This is a genomic window from Pseudomonas sp. LFM046 (assembly GCF_000949385.2).
Lineage (GTDB): Bacteria > Pseudomonadota > Gammaproteobacteria > Pseudomonadales > Pseudomonadaceae > Metapseudomonas.
This window is the reverse complement of record NZ_JYKO02000001.1, coordinates 2941848-2955042: the sequence shown is the minus strand read 5'-3', so window position 1 is coordinate 2955042 and position 13195 is coordinate 2941848. Positions and strand designations below refer to the sequence as shown.

Here is a 13195-nt window from a genome sequence, read left to right as displayed (position 1 = left end):
TCCTGTCGAAAAAACCGATGGCGAAGTTTGCCAGCATTTCGCGACAAGGTGCGTCGTGGTCGCTTGGTCCGCGAGGCGAAATACCCCTACATCGGGGCCTTACTTATACGCGCCCGTTAAATCCGCCTTGTCACGCCAGCACGTCCGCCGGAAAAAATATCCAGCCTTCGCGCAGCGGGATATCGGAGATGGGCTGGGCAAGGTGCTCAGGCTGGAAATGGAACAGCCAGGCGATCAGCGCACAGGTCAGTGCGTCCTGCTGATCGGCGTGCTCCAGCTCCACGCCTCGCAGGCATCCCCGGCGAAGCGCGGCCATCTGCGCTGATCGCTTGCACGCCGAGGGGTAGGCCTCGATGGCTCGCAGGCGCTGGAGGTCGGACCAGACGCCGCAACGCTCGATGTGCGGCGCAAACCGGGCCAGCACGTGCATGCCCTTGGTGGCCTGGCTGCCGATCATGTCCTTGACTGGCGACAGCGGGCTCAGGCCCTTATCGAACAGAAAGCGCTCGGTGCGGCGGAACAGGTAGGGATTGCTGGACGAGCCCTCTATCGATTCCACGGCCCGCCCGTGCACCAGCAGCTCGATGAAGTCAGTCGAGAATCCCAGCGGCGTGTCGATGGCCAGGACCACAGGGGCGGCTGCATAGGCCTGGGCATCGAGCTCACACAACCCCAGCAGGCGACCGATGAAGCCTTCGGTGTCGCCCGACTGGTTGATCAAGCGACGCAAGTTGCCGCGCCAGGGCTTGCCGAGGACCTTGCGCTGGTCATCCAGTACCACCAGCGCATCGCGACTGGCCCGGTTCTGTTCGCAGTTCCAACCGCCGACATCCCAACCGATGAACAGCGCCTGTGCTGCGGCAGCCGTCATGACCGCGTCCCGAATGGGCGGCGGATGGCGAGACTCTCGTCTGCCACGCCTTCATCCGCATGAACCGCCACGGGCTCATCCCCCCACTTCGAATCCGAACGTTTCCCAAACATCTTCAATGAATCCGGTCGCTATTCCATTTTCCGCTGAGCAGGCCGTAGGGTGCGCTCTGCGCACCGACTCCGGGATCGGCCCCAGCACCACATCAAACTGCCGGTGCGCGCGGCGCACCCTAACGGATCAGCTTCATCCTGCTAGTCAGCGGAAACCTCTGCCAGCGGCAGGCCTTTTCATCGCGCACGACAAAAAGGGGCGGTCCGCAGACCGCCCCGTTCTATTTTGCCTCAGGAGCCTGATCGAGAGGGGTGAGGGATATCGCCCCTTGCCCTTCCCGAGGCTAGTGCAGTAGCCAAGCCTCCGCTTCCGCCTCCTGCGTCGAATCGAATGCCTTGACCGTCAGGCCAGGGAACAATGAGCCCTCGACTTCACTGGCTGTCCTGATCCATTGCTTGTCGGCCACGACCGCCATGCGATCGAACTGCCGAAAGAGGCGGAACAGCTGTGGAATGTGCGACAGCTCGACGGCCACAGCGCCCAACGTAGGCATCTTGAGTTCGCCGACCCGATAAAGCATCCGGCCATGGGAGATGCCTTCGGACTGCTTCGTCAGTTGGTCAATGACGGCTTGCATCTCATCGCTATCGAGCTTCCCGGCCAAGTCGAGGTCGACCCGGTTATCACCATTTCGCATGATCTGGAACATAACGCCACCTCCTCGGGAATGCGCTTTTTTACGATACGCCCCATGTCGGAAATGAAAAGTGCCCCGTGGCCGCCAGCCCACTCCCGCCGCCGGAACCGTGCAGGGTGAGCATCCGGGCGACACGCCGAACCAGGCGTCATTCAGGCAGCAGCCCACCGCTGATCACGGCGATGGCGGGTGGCCTGCCCGATCCCCAGGCAGCTCTCCAACTCCCAGCCGCTCAGCTCAAGGCCGGCAGCACCGTGTTCCATGCTGTTCCACCGCTCCCCGATAAAGACGCTTTGTGAGCCGTCGGACCAGAGGACGCCGGCGCGCAATCCATTGGCGACGCGCTCCGCACGACCCTGGTCAGCGGACATCACCCAGGCCACCGAGCCATTGCCGCCGCCCTCGGCCAAGTCCAGCGCCTCCGCCTCGGTTCGGAAGCGTTTCACACAGAGCACCGGGCCGAGGACACTCTCCCGCCAGATCGAGCTGTGGATGTCGGGCTCATCAAACAGCGTGGGCTCCACAAAGTTCTCCGTCGGCGAGTACGGAAAGCGCTTCCCGCCGGTCAACACCTGAGCCACCTTCAGGCCCTGATCGATGGCCTCCATGACCCTGCGGCATTGCCCAGGGCTGACCAGAGGCCCCAGTTGCACGCCCGCGTCCAATCCCGGACCGATGCGAAGGCCACGAACGGCGTGCACCAGACATTCCACCAGACGCGGTGCAATGTCCTGGTGCACCAGCAGCCGCGACGTGGCACTGCGTATCTGGCCCTGGTTTCGAAAGCTGCTGAACAGGATCCACTCCACCGCGGCCTCGACATCAACGTCATCGAACACGATGCAGACCGACTTCCCACGCAGCGGTTGCCGCATGCCGTTGAGGGCAACAGCAGCGGTCAACGTCCCCTTCCCCTGGGTGGGCGGATTACCGGTGAAGTCCACCCTGTCCAGCCCTGGATGCCGGGCCAGGGCCATGCCCGCCTGAAGCTCGAAGCCCGGCAGGATGTTCAGCACCCCGGGCGGAAGGCCCACGCAGCTTGCCGCCACGCCGAGCTCAAGCGCGCTCAATGGCGTGAACTCCGACGGTACGAGTACGCACGTCGCGCCTGCCGCCAACGCCGGAGCGACCTTCCACGCCGCCATCAGCAACGGGTAACTCCACGGCATGATCTGCCCCGCCACGCCCACCGGCTCATGGCGAATACCGAAGTGGTGGGCAAAGGCTCCAGGGGCCGGCGGCTGGCCATCGCACTCATCCATCGCCCGGGCCACGCTGGCGTAGTAGCGAAAGCACGCGATGGCGTCCGCGACGTCACACTCGGCCTCGGGCAACGGCTTGCCGTTGTCCCGAGCCTCCAGCACCGCCAGCTCCTTCTGGCGCAGCTCCAGATTATTGGCCAGCGCCTCCAGATAACCCGCCCGCTCGCCCCCCCGCATCCGCCCCCAATCCCGCTCAAGGGCGTTGCGGGCAGCTTTCACGGCCAAGTCCACATCCCGCGCGTCGGCCCCCGACAACTCAGCAAGCCGCTCGCCGGTTGCTGGATCACAACTGCAAAACCGATGGCCCCTCCTTGGCGCTGTCCAGCGCCCGTCGATATAGAGCGTTGCCTCGCTCATGGTGGTTTTCCTCCCGCATCTCATAGCTGGGGCAACGTTATCAAAGGCCCTTCCCAGGGCCCCTCTGCCGACGGAGGTATGGGGCATCCCGAAGCGCCGTAGGACATTTCTCAAGGTTGGATTCAGGCGTATTCCGAGGCGCGACATGCCGGCCAGGGGCGCCCGTGCCAAAGGTCGCGGGCCAGGACTGAACACTCAGGCGATCGGCTGGCCGATGCAGCGATCGAAGATGCGGATCAACGCGCGGTAATCGCAAACCACCGCATCAATATTCGCCTGCAACCACTCGCCCTCCTCCACCGGCCACCAACTGATCTCGTAGCCGGCATTATTGATGATGAGGTGCTCGAACAGGATGCGCTGGAGCGCGGGCAGATCGTAGGGCGGTGGGGAGAATTCGATTTCGCTGGCGGCGATTTCGGAGAGGCTGCGCTCCGCTTCGTTGAGCGCGTCGTCATCAAGCAGGCCCAGGCGATTGCGAAGAACCGTGGTACCGGGGTAGCAGTACGGGTCCTGGCCTGTGCCGTACTTGTCGACCATCAGCCCTGCCTGGCGCGGTAGGCACTCAGGACGGACTCGCGGGAGGGCAGCTTGCGCTCGGCATCGGCCGGAGTCGTGTCAAAACCCTTCCGACGCAAACTGGCCGCGTAATTGGACTGGCGTGCCTTGGCGTAGAAGGCCTTCTTGGCCTGCAGGGACGGGGTTGGCAAGGGCTGGCCTCTCTCGCATTCAAGGACGCAGTTATAGCGGATGACCACCTGGAGCTTGCGAGCGCCGAGATCAGCGAGCTTCGTCCATGGATGCGACACCTGGTCGCAATGGATACGTCGCAGAACCATGACATGCTCCATGTGCAGATACGAAGGCGATGTCCACGGTTCGGAAACGATCGGTTTCGACTTCATGTCCGCAACGTCGGCTTTTCGCAGCTATCCGCATTGTTCAGTTCATCACCCCAAATCAGGAGGTCCGCCATGAGTGCACGCTTTTCGGTGAAACGAGTCCGGCGCGTAGGCGCGATAGGGATCAAGAAGGGTGAGGGTCACGCAGCAAACCCGCTGGATGCCTGCTGGTACATGATCATCGACCGAGCAACCGGCGACTACGTCGGTGGAAGGCATGCAGAACAAGCCGTGGCACATGATGAGTGCGAGCGGCTGAACAACAGGACGCGATGTGCGTAATTGCGCTACCCGGTAAAGCCCCGTTTCGTACGGGGCTTTCGCCAAGGGCAACGCCCCCCTCCTCCGCCCGTCTTCACACCCACAGCCCCCTCAAGCCCTCCGCAACTCCCGCACAAACAACGCCAGCAACTCCGCGTGGCTGCCTATCTCCAGCTTGTCGTAGAGGTTCCTGCGGTGGACCTTCACCGTTCCTCGCTGGATGCCCAACAGCTCCGCAATCGAGCCATTGGTGAACCCCTTCAATACCAACCTGGCGACCTGACACTCTCGCGGGCTCAACACGCCCTGCCCGAACTGCTCGAACGCGTTGCAAACCTGCTCATCCAGGTCATACGCAATATGCTGCTCTTTCGGTTGATGGGCCTTCCACGCCGCACGCACCACCCGCTCCACCACGGGCGCCGCGCTGCGCAACAGCTGCATCTCCTCACCACCAAAAGCCGCCTGGCCCTTCATCCGCATCAGCGACAGCACCGCCCTGCTCTCCGGCCCCAGGCTGACGATAAAGCCCAGCTGCTCGCTCAACGCCAGGTATTGGTAATAGGTGCAGAAGTACTGAGTGGCATAGAAGCGCTCCGGCGCCAGCCGCCGCAGGCTGTACAGCCCATCGGCCTGCCCGAATGCACAGGCCAGGTAGAACGGGTCCAGCAGATAGGGCCCGTCCTGGTAATCGCTGACGAACTGAGTCCGTAGGCGCTCCGGCAAGGTGTCGAAGAGCGGCTGCGGCGGGCAGCGACCTTCATAGATGAAGAGCAGGAAGTGATCGGTGGAGGTCTGGTGCCGAAGCCAGTCGACCAGTGCCTGCAATTGTGGTTGGCCGGGAGGTTGCGCCAGTACGTCGGCGATGTCGCGGGTCCATTCGGTTAGCTGTCCGTGCATCGGTTGATCTCTCCCTACCAGCAAACTAAGCCGCATATACAACCATAATTGCATATACAACACAATTATGATTGTCAAGCGCTCTTGTAGATTGCTGGCCATGAAAACGACTGACCGCATCACCAAGCTTGTGCTGGCAAGGAAGCCAAACCTCGGCGCCCGTAACGTCAAACGAGATATCGCCGATACCTGCAAGGTGAGCTACGAAGCGGTGCGTCGGTGGTATGCGGGTGAAACCGAGAACATCAAGAACGAGAACCTGATCGCCCTCGCCGAAGGCTACGACACGACTGTCGACTGGCTGCTTTCGGGCAAAGGTGAGCCGCCAAGACGTAACGGCAATCCCCGCGAAACGGCCTCCCCCGTCGACCTCACCCGGAAGGTTCTGGAGAAATATGGGAAGGGGCTCACTGAGGAAACGCGGCGGAAGATCGTCAACGCAATAGAAGAAACCCGCAGCGCGAATTATTCCGGTGAACCCGCCACCTGCTCCGATGCAAATGCCTCGGCGGGCGATCTCCTCATCTCCCCATACGACCTGAGTACCGATGGCCACGGTCAGGCGCCATCCGACTACTCCGAACTCGTCCGCACCATCACCGTCAGCGCACAGCAACTGGAAAGGCTGGGTATCGACTACAGCTCACCCGCCAACCTCTCCGTCATCACCGCCTGGGGACAGTCGATGGAGGGGACTATCAATGACAAGGATCTGGTGCTGGTTGATCGCGGGATAAGAGAGTATGTCGGGGACGGAATCTACCTGGTCAGTTGGGCGGGACATCTGTTCATTCGGCGACTGCAGCTGGCGGCGAAAGATCAGGTGGAGTTGATTGCGGATAATCCGGCGCACAAGGCGCGGGTCGTGCCGATGAGCGAAATCCTGATTCACGCCAAGGCGCTACTGGGTTGGGGCACTTTCCGTCTCTGAGCGTTTCCGCAGCGTCCTGGACTGAGAAAGGAACCCCGCACAATTCACCGCGCCGTGGCGGTCTCCAGACTCACGCCTTCCTCCGCCTTCTGCGCCTCAGTCCCCTCCTCCAGCCCAAGGCGCTCCGACTCTTCCTCGATGACGTGAGCCTGCTTGGCGCCGTAGTCCTGCGCATCCACCTGAAAAATCCGTAGATCATCGTCAACAGGATCACCATGAACGGAATGGAGGTCAGCACCACCGCGGTTTTCATGGTGGAGAGGGAGACCTTGGCGAAGAGCATCGCCAGCGGGATCAGGGTCAGCATCACGCACCAGAACAGGCGGTGGGTCGGAGTCGGGTCCTGGCCTTCCTGCAGGTTGCGGGTGCTGGTGGCGGCCACGGCGTAGGCCGCGCCACCACGCCCGCCGGCAGGTTGAGGAAGAAGATCCACTTCCAGCCCACCCATTCGATCAGCCCCACCCACGACGGGCCCGGCCACCAAAGCGCATGCCGATACGTCGCCCCACACGGCCATCGCCCAGCCGCGCTCAGTTGGCGATGGATAAGCCGATGCCAACAGCGCCATGGAACTCGGAAGCATGAAGGCCGCACCAATCCCCTGGGCGACCCGAGCCGCAATCAGGTAAGACAAATCGGGGGCTATACCGCAAGCAAGCAGTACCCGCCTGGGGGAGGATGGTGTGGAGCAGCATGGGATTCTGGACATCTCGGCTAACCTGCCATTGCACCATGTCAATGAAAAAGACCCCAATGCTGAGCGGCGCCCACAATAGAGGTAAAGTTAATGATTCAGCCTCACGGCATAAGGAAATCTACTAACCATGATGAACCTGATGCATTGGAAACTGCTGGTGGCGGTTGCGGATGCAGAGAATGTCTCGCGAGCCGCAGAACGCTTTGGCATCACGCAGTCTGGAGCCAGCCAGGCAATCACCCAGATGGAAGAAGCCCTGGGTGTGAAGGTGTTTGTACGTGAGCGCCGGAAGACGACGGTGACCGCCATCGGCGAGCAGATCGTGGTCAGGGCCCGGCGCATGCTGGGCGAACTCGAATCGATCCAGAATTTGGTGGACGCCAGTCGCGGCTGTCACCTGGGCCGCATCAAACTGGCGAGCTTCCCGTCGGTGTTCGCTTCCCTTCTTTCCCCCCTGCTCCTGGCCTTCACGCGCCTCCACCCCGGTATCGAGATCGTTTCCCTGGAGGGCACAGACGAAGAAGTCGAAGACTGGTTGGCGAGCGACAGCATCGACCTGGGCATTGTCATGAATCCCGCTCCTGAACGGGATCCTGTGATGATCGGATACGACTCCTGGGTGGCGGCGGTACCCACCAACCATTACCTGGCTCGCAGGGCGAGTTCGAGCACCGTAGCATTGTCCGAACTGGTCAATGAGCCCTTCATCGTAGCCACCGGAGGCTGCCACCTGCATGGAAGGAGCCTCATGGAACGCGAGGGGCTCGCGCTGTCCGATATCCGCCTGACCGTGCGTGACTGGACCACCGCATTCGCACTAATTGGCGAAGGCATGGGGGTATCCATGGTCCCGGCTTCCACCCTCCCCAAAGACCTCCACAGCATGCGCATCTATGAATTGAGTCCGCCAATCTATCGCCGTTTCGGACTCGTCTGCTCGGCAAGCGGCCAGGAGTCCGCAGCCGCGCAGGAATTCCTTAAACAGGTCCGCAAGTCGGCGCTTGGTGTGGAACTGCCGATGGTGGTGGAAGCCGCATCGGTGCAGGCGGCCTGACCATAAGTGCTGCTAATACCAACGAACTGGAAATCTAAATTTACGCGTCATCCGGGCGAGCACGAGGATGTGACCTCCAAGACCAAGTCAGGAGATCGACATGAAACTCTACTTCGCCCCCATGGCGTGTTCGCTGTCACCCCACATCGTGCTCCGTGAGCTGGGGACTCCGTTCGAGCTGATCCGGGTCAACAACAAGACCAAACGAACCGCCGACGACCGCGATTTCCGCGAGATCAATCCCAAAGGGTATGTGGCGGCGCTGGTGCTCGATAACGGCGAAGTGTTGACCGAGGGGCCGGCCATCCTCCAGTTCATCGCCGACACGTATCCGGAAGCCGGCCTGGCCCCTGCCAACGGCACCTGGGAACGGGTTCGCCTGCAGGAGCTACTGAACTTCATCACTTCCGAGGTGCATGCAGGCTCGGCCCCGCTGTTCAACAGTGACCTTCCGGAGGAAGCGAAGGCCATCTTCCGGGAGAAGCTGTTCAAGCGCCTCGACTACCTCTCGCAGCTCATGGGCGAACAGGACTACCTCACCGGCCGCTTCAGCGTCGCAGACGCGTACCTCTTTACCGTCCTCAAATGGCTGCCAGTGTTGCAGATCGACATCCAGAAATGGCCGGTCCTCGCCCGGTTCGTGCAGCGCATGGAAAAGCGACCAGCCGTCCAGGCAGCGATTGCCGCGGAAGAAGCGACAGCCCCGGTTTGAGGCCGAACTGCCGGAAAACCATCCAGCAGCTCTCCCCAGGAGATACCCATGTTGATTGACCGCCACGCCGTGCACCAAGCTCGAGCCATTGTCAGCGCCAATGTGCTCTTTGGTGTGTACCGACGCTGGTGGACAGCGAGTTAGGAGTTACTACTCGCAGGGCGCGGCTCAATCTCCATTAGATGCAACTGCGCCTTGCCAACTGGTCCAACTTTGATGCTTAAGTTCTACCCTCCGCAATCATGTGCGCTCGCTGCTTCACTCGCCGTCACCCCAGTGAGGCTGCGGCCAGACTAGGCCAGAGAATGAGTACCAGGTTGATCGTCTGCCATTCCAGGGCCTCGAGTAGACCACCAGCGCTGAATGAGCATGTCAGCCCGCCAGGGAAGATCACCATGTGATTGATGGCCTGCGCTCGTGCCTTCTCCATTGGGGTGTTTCGCGGCTGTGCCTCGTGTTGTGTGAATGTGCGCACAGGGATGCATTGGAGGATCAACCCCCATTGCTGTGCGTCAAGTACGGTGTGCGCCCCACCCAACGCAGATCAGCCGTGCGGCAGTAGTACTAGTCACTGTGGCTTGCCACTGCACTTGAAGCCAATGGCTTCGCGATAGAGAGCATCATGCTCGCAACCCTGTCCCGTGAACGGGTGCGACGTGCCGATGAGCTGCTGGTAGAACGTGCAGCAGAGGCTCGCCTTTCACGGCCAAGTGCGACCTGCATTTCCCTCTTCTATAGTGAGTAAGCGCGAGGCAGGTATCTCCCACGCGCGACACAAACGCCCCAATGGCTGGGCAGGGAGGACGGCATGAAAGGCGTGGTGTTCACAGAGTTCCTGGAATTGGTCGAGAACCGTTTTGGCCTGGAGGCACTGGACGACGTCATCAATCGGGCGCACCTGGACAACGATGGCGCCTATACCGCAGTGGGCACCTACGAACACCAGGACATGGTCAAGCTGGTCGTGGCCCTCAGCGAAGTGACAGGGGTAACCGTTCCTGACCTGATCAGGACCTTCGGCGAGTACCTGTTCAAACGCTTCACGCTCGGCTACCCCCGGTTGTTTCAGGGTGTGAACTCCACCTTCGATTTCCTGAGCAGCATCGAGCACCACATCCACGTGGAAGTGCGCAAGCTCTACCCGGACGCCGAGTTGCCCACCTTCGCTTATGAAAGCCAGGGGCCGGACCGACTGGTGATGATCTACCAGTCGCGTCGCCCCTTCGCCGACCTTGCCGAAGGGCTGATCCGTGGCTGCATCGAGCACTACGACGAATCCATCGAGGTGCAGCGCGAGGACCTTGAATCTGGCGCAATCAACCGCAGCCGCTTCACCCTCGTCCGCCGACCATGAATACGCCCAACCCGGACATTCTGTTGCGCCAGTTGCAGCGTGAGCGCTCGGCGCGCAAGAGCGCGGAAACACTGCTGGAGAGCAAGAGTCTGGAGCTCTACCAGGCCAATCAGGATCTGCTCCAACTCAACGCCACGCTGGAGGAGCGGGTGCGCCAACGCACCCAGGAGTTGGAGGAGGCGCGGGACGAGGCGCTGGGTGCCAGCCGCATCAAGAGCCAGTTCATCGCTTCTGTCAGCCATGAGCTACGCACCCCCCTGCATGCGGTGATCAGCTACAGCGAAATGCTGCTGGAAGACCTGGAAGACGCCGGGCTAACGCAACTGGTCAAGGATCAACGCAAGATCCACGACGCAGCCCGGCACCTGCAGATACTGATCAACGACGTGCTGGACTTCACCAAGCTGGAAGCCGGCAAGGTGGAATTGGATGTCAGCGCCATCCAACTTGATGAACTAGTTGCCAACCTACAGGACACCCTAGCACCCCTGGCCCAGGCAAATGCCAACCGCTTCGAAATTCGCTTGGCGGTTGACGCCGGCCGGTTGCTCAGCGACAAGCTCAAGCTGAGCCAGTGCCTGTACAACCTACTGAGCAACGCCTTCAAGTTCACCCAGAACGGCTTGGTCACGCTGGACGTCCGTCGCGAAGGGGACGACGAACAAGAGTGGCTCTGCTTCCAGGTCAGCGACACCGGTATCGGTATGGATGCTGGGCAATTGAGCCGTCTGTTCCAGCCTTTCAGCCAAGGCGACAGTTCCATTACCCGCAAGTACGGTGGCACCGGCCTAGGCTTGGTGATCTCGCGTGGCCTCAGTCAACTGCTGGGCGGTGACATCAGTGTCACTAGCCAGCCGGGCCAGGGTTCTGTATTTGTGCTCCGCATACCAGCAGTGGCACCGGTCCGCTCGAGTGAAGTGGTGCCGATGCTCAAGGAGGACCACGATGCCACCGCGTCCTGATCTGGACCAGGCGCCCACCCTGCTGGTGGTGGACGACCAGGAAACCAATCGCGATATCCTCAGCCGCCGCCTGGAGCGGCAGGGCTACCGTGTGCGGCTCGCCGCCAGTGGCCAGGAGGCGCTGGACCTGGTGACCACTGCCGCGCCGGATCTGATCCTGCTCGACATCATGATGCCCGACATGGATGGTCTCGAAGTGCTGGGCCGCTTGCGCGAAGCCCATACCCAGCAAGCACTGCCGATCATCATGGTCACCGCCCGTAGCCAGAGCGAAGTGATAGTCGATGCCCTCGCCCGCGGCGCCAACGACTATCTGGTCAAACCCTTCGACTTCGCCGTGGCCCTGGCACGGGTACGCACCCAATTGGCTTTCAAGCGTGCGGAACAGGCCATCGAGGAGAGCCGGGAGTTCTACCAACTGATCGCCCACTCCAGCAATGACGGTATGTGGGACTGGAACCGACGTTCACGCCGAATCTTTTTCTCACCGCGCCTTCGGGAGATCCTCGGTTACAGCGAAGAGCAGCTTCCAGATCGCCTGGATCGTTGGTTGGCGCGCGTTTACGAGAATGACCTGGGGGTACTCAAGGATGCGTTCAAGGCGCATCTGGCCGGCCGCACACCGCAATTCCAAGTGGAGGTGCGGGCCTACACCCAGACCGGGGATTGCTGCTGGTTACTCTGCCGTGGCCAGGTCAAGCGCAACGCTGCCGGTCGCGTAGTACGCCTCGCGGGATCCTGCACCGACCTCACCGAACGCAAGACGGTGGATGCGCTGACCAATTTGCCAAACCGCATACTCTTCGATGACCGCCTGGAACGCTGTCAGATCCGCCGCGCACGCCATCACGAGTCGCTCTTCGCCCTGTTGCTGATCGAACCTGATCGCTTTCACCTGATCCACGAGAGCCTGGGCCAGTACGCCACCAACCAACTGCTGGTCACCTTGGCGCGCCGCCTCCTGCAACTGACACGTCTCTCCGACACCCTGGCCTACCTGGGCGGGGTGAAGTTCGTCGTGTTGATCGATAATCTCACCCGACAGGAGGATGCCCTGCGTGTCGCCGAACGCATGCAGAGCGCCTTTTCCGAACAATTCCATTACGACGGCCAGGAACTCTTCGTCACCGCCAGCATGGGCGTCGCGGCCGCCAATCAATGCCCGGAAGGCAACCTGCTACAAGCGGCGGAAACCGCCTTGGGGCGGGCCAAGGAGAAAGGCGGCAATACCTACCAGATGTTCGACAACGCCATGCAGGTGCAGGTGATGGCGCGCATGCGTCTGGAAAGCGATCTGCGCCGCGCCTTGGAATACCGGGAATTCGAGCTGTATTACCAACCCATTGTCGATCTCGGTAGCGGCCGAATGGCCGGCTTCGAAGCATTGTGTCGCTGGCGGCACCCGCACCAGGGCATGGTCTCCCCCGAGCTCTTCATTCCGTTGGCAGAAAGCACCGGGCTGATTGTTCCACTCGGGCTCTGGGTGCTCCAAGAGGCAGTGACGCAGCTGCGTGACTGGCAGCGGCGCTTTCCCGAGGTCGCAGAACTGGGGATGAGCGTCAATCTGTCGGGAAAGCAGTTCACCGATAAAGGACTGCTGGACGATATCGGCCGCACCTTGGAGGAGTCCGGCGTGTCTCGCCATAGCTTGAAGCTGGAGATCACCGAAAGCGCAATCATGAACGACGCCGACAATGCCAAGTTGTTGTTGGACCGTCTCAAGGAACTGGATGTCCAACTCAGCATTGATGACTTCGGCACCGGTTATTCATCCCTGAGTTACTTACATCGCTTTCCCTTCGACGTGCTGAAGATCGACCGATCCTTTGTCGGCAAGATGGACCTGGACCGACAGGGACTGGAAATCGTGCGCACCATCATCGCCCTGGCCCAGGTGCTGGAATTGAAGGTAGTGGCCGAAGGCGTAGAAACCCCCAGCCAGCTCGAGTTGCTGCGGCAGTTGGGGTGCCATTACGGGCAGGGCTATCTGTTCGCCAAGCCCTTGAACGCAGCGGATGCGCAAACGCTGTTGGCCCAGGGCCCGCATTGGTAAAGAAGGAAATACGCCTACGAACGCTCGCGTGCACTTCCGTTCCAAAATAGTGGGGCCTGATTAGGGGCGTTGGGCATCCAGCAGTGAGCGGTCGTGGCTGGAGAGAATCGGGACCTCGTCACCCAGCT

General features: G+C 61.3%; 14 protein-coding genes. 7 read left to right on the top strand and 7 right to left on the bottom strand.

Translation table 11 applies throughout. From position 1 onward, the window contains the following. Nucleotides 1–130: 130 nt before the first annotated feature. The 5 genes from TQ98_RS13595 to TQ98_RS13575 form a co-directional block, all read right to left on the bottom strand. Entirely contained in the window at nt 131–871 is a 741-nt protein-coding gene (locus TQ98_RS13595; protein ID WP_044871328.1) for a hypothetical protein, read from the bottom strand. Nucleotides 872–1268: 397 nt separating this feature from the next. Next, nucleotides 1269–1634 (bottom strand): STAS/SEC14 domain-containing protein, encoded by a 366-nt coding sequence (locus TQ98_RS13590; protein ID WP_044871329.1) that lies wholly within the window; start codon nt 1632–1634, stop codon nt 1269–1271. A gap of 140 nt (nt 1635–1774) precedes the next feature. Then, complete coding sequence (locus TQ98_RS13585; protein ID WP_044871330.1) at nt 1775–3241, bottom strand: aldehyde dehydrogenase family protein; 1467 nt, start codon at nt 3239–3241, stop codon at nt 1775–1777. A 195-nt stretch (nt 3242–3436) separates the two neighbouring features. After that, nucleotides 3437–3781, bottom strand: a complete 345-nt coding sequence (locus TQ98_RS13580; protein WP_044871331.1) for a hypothetical protein — start codon at nt 3779–3781, stop codon at nt 3437–3439. Continuing rightward, complete coding sequence (locus TQ98_RS13575) at nt 3781–3951, bottom strand: YhfG family protein (protein ID WP_103103148.1); 171 nt, start codon at nt 3949–3951, stop codon at nt 3781–3783. Before TQ98_RS13575 ends, TQ98_RS13580 begins: the two co-directional genes overlap by 1 nt. 264 nt (nt 3952–4215) lie before the next feature. On the opposite strand from TQ98_RS13575, the gene TQ98_RS13570 reads away from it, so the two are divergent. Then, nucleotides 4216–4425 carry a hypothetical protein gene (locus TQ98_RS13570; RefSeq protein ID WP_044871333.1) on the top strand — a complete coding sequence of 70 codons (210 nt, stop codon included), beginning with the start codon at nt 4216–4218 and terminating at the stop codon, nt 4423–4425. A 90-nt stretch (nt 4426–4515) separates the two neighbouring features. Here the strand turns inward: TQ98_RS13570 and TQ98_RS13565 are convergent, their stop codons facing one another. Next, entirely contained in the window at nt 4516–5304 is a 789-nt protein-coding gene (locus TQ98_RS13565) for a LuxR C-terminal-related transcriptional regulator (RefSeq protein WP_044871382.1), read from the bottom strand. A gap of 100 nt (nt 5305–5404) precedes the next feature. On the opposite strand from TQ98_RS13565, the gene TQ98_RS13560 reads away from it, so the two are divergent. Continuing rightward, nucleotides 5405–6235: a S24 family peptidase gene (locus TQ98_RS13560; protein WP_044871334.1), complete on the top strand. Its 831-nt coding sequence runs from the start codon at nt 5405–5407 to the stop codon at nt 6233–6235. Nucleotides 6236–6305: 70 nt separating this feature from the next. On the opposite strand, the gene TQ98_RS28265 is transcribed toward TQ98_RS13560, so the two are convergent. Beyond that, nucleotides 6306–6944: an MFS transporter gene (locus tag TQ98_RS28265; protein WP_277949289.1), complete on the bottom strand. Its 639-nt coding sequence runs from the start codon at nt 6942–6944 to the stop codon at nt 6306–6308. Between the two features lie 115 nt (nt 6945–7059). On the opposite strand from TQ98_RS28265, the gene TQ98_RS13550 reads away from it, so the two are divergent. From TQ98_RS13550 to TQ98_RS13530, 5 genes are all read left to right on the top strand, one after another. Beyond that, on the top strand, nt 7060–7986 hold the full coding sequence (locus tag TQ98_RS13550; protein WP_044871335.1) for a LysR family transcriptional regulator: 927 nt from the start codon (nt 7060–7062) through the stop codon (nt 7984–7986). A 100-nt stretch (nt 7987–8086) separates the two neighbouring features. Next, nucleotides 8087–8698, top strand: coding sequence for a glutathione transferase GstA (gene gstA / locus TQ98_RS13545; protein ID WP_044871336.1), 612 nt, complete (start codon nt 8087–8089; stop codon nt 8696–8698). An 808-nt stretch (nt 8699–9506) separates the two neighbouring features. Then, nucleotides 9507–10052, top strand: coding sequence for a heme NO-binding domain-containing protein (locus tag TQ98_RS13540; RefSeq protein ID WP_044871337.1), 546 nt, complete (start codon nt 9507–9509; stop codon nt 10050–10052). Next, a complete protein-coding gene (locus TQ98_RS13535; RefSeq protein ID WP_052659155.1) occupies nt 10049–11014 on the top strand; it encodes an ATP-binding protein in 966 nt (321 codons plus the stop codon). Before TQ98_RS13540 ends, TQ98_RS13535 begins: the two co-directional genes overlap by 4 nt. Next, complete coding sequence (locus TQ98_RS13530; protein ID WP_044871338.1) at nt 10998–13067, top strand: EAL domain-containing protein; 2070 nt, start codon at nt 10998–11000, stop codon at nt 13065–13067. The genes TQ98_RS13535 and TQ98_RS13530 overlap by 17 nt, the downstream gene beginning before the upstream one ends. Nucleotides 13068–13195: the final 128 nt, after the last annotated feature.

Coding starts and splice junctions, on each gene's coding strand:
- TQ98_RS13570 (WP_044871333.1), top strand. CDS start 4,216: ATGAGTGCACGCTTTTCGGTGAAACGAGTCCGGCGCGTAGGCGCGATA.
- TQ98_RS13590 (WP_044871329.1), bottom strand. CDS start 1,634: ATGTTCCAGATCATGCGAAATGGTGATAACCGGGTCGACCTCGACTTG.
- gstA (WP_044871336.1), top strand. CDS start 8,087: ATGAAACTCTACTTCGCCCCCATGGCGTGTTCGCTGTCACCCCACATC.
- TQ98_RS13595 (WP_044871328.1), bottom strand. CDS start 871: ATGACGGCTGCCGCAGCACAGGCGCTGTTCATCGGTTGGGATGTCGGC.
- TQ98_RS13535 (WP_052659155.1), top strand. CDS start 10,049: ATGAATACGCCCAACCCGGACATTCTGTTGCGCCAGTTGCAGCGTGAG.
- TQ98_RS28265 (WP_277949289.1), bottom strand. CDS start 6,944: ATGTCCAGAATCCCATGCTGCTCCACACCATCCTCCCCCAGGCGGGTA.
- TQ98_RS13565 (WP_044871382.1), bottom strand. CDS start 5,304: ATGCACGGACAGCTAACCGAATGGACCCGCGACATCGCCGACGTACTG.
- TQ98_RS13550 (WP_044871335.1), top strand. CDS start 7,060: ATGATGAACCTGATGCATTGGAAACTGCTGGTGGCGGTTGCGGATGCA.
- TQ98_RS13540 (WP_044871337.1), top strand. CDS start 9,507: ATGAAAGGCGTGGTGTTCACAGAGTTCCTGGAATTGGTCGAGAACCGT.
- TQ98_RS13530 (WP_044871338.1), top strand. CDS start 10,998: ATGCCACCGCGTCCTGATCTGGACCAGGCGCCCACCCTGCTGGTGGTG.
- TQ98_RS13585 (WP_044871330.1), bottom strand. CDS start 3,241: ATGAGCGAGGCAACGCTCTATATCGACGGGCGCTGGACAGCGCCAAGG.
- TQ98_RS13580 (WP_044871331.1), bottom strand. CDS start 3,781: ATGGTCGACAAGTACGGCACAGGCCAGGACCCGTACTGCTACCCCGGT.
- TQ98_RS13560 (WP_044871334.1), top strand. CDS start 5,405: ATGAAAACGACTGACCGCATCACCAAGCTTGTGCTGGCAAGGAAGCCA.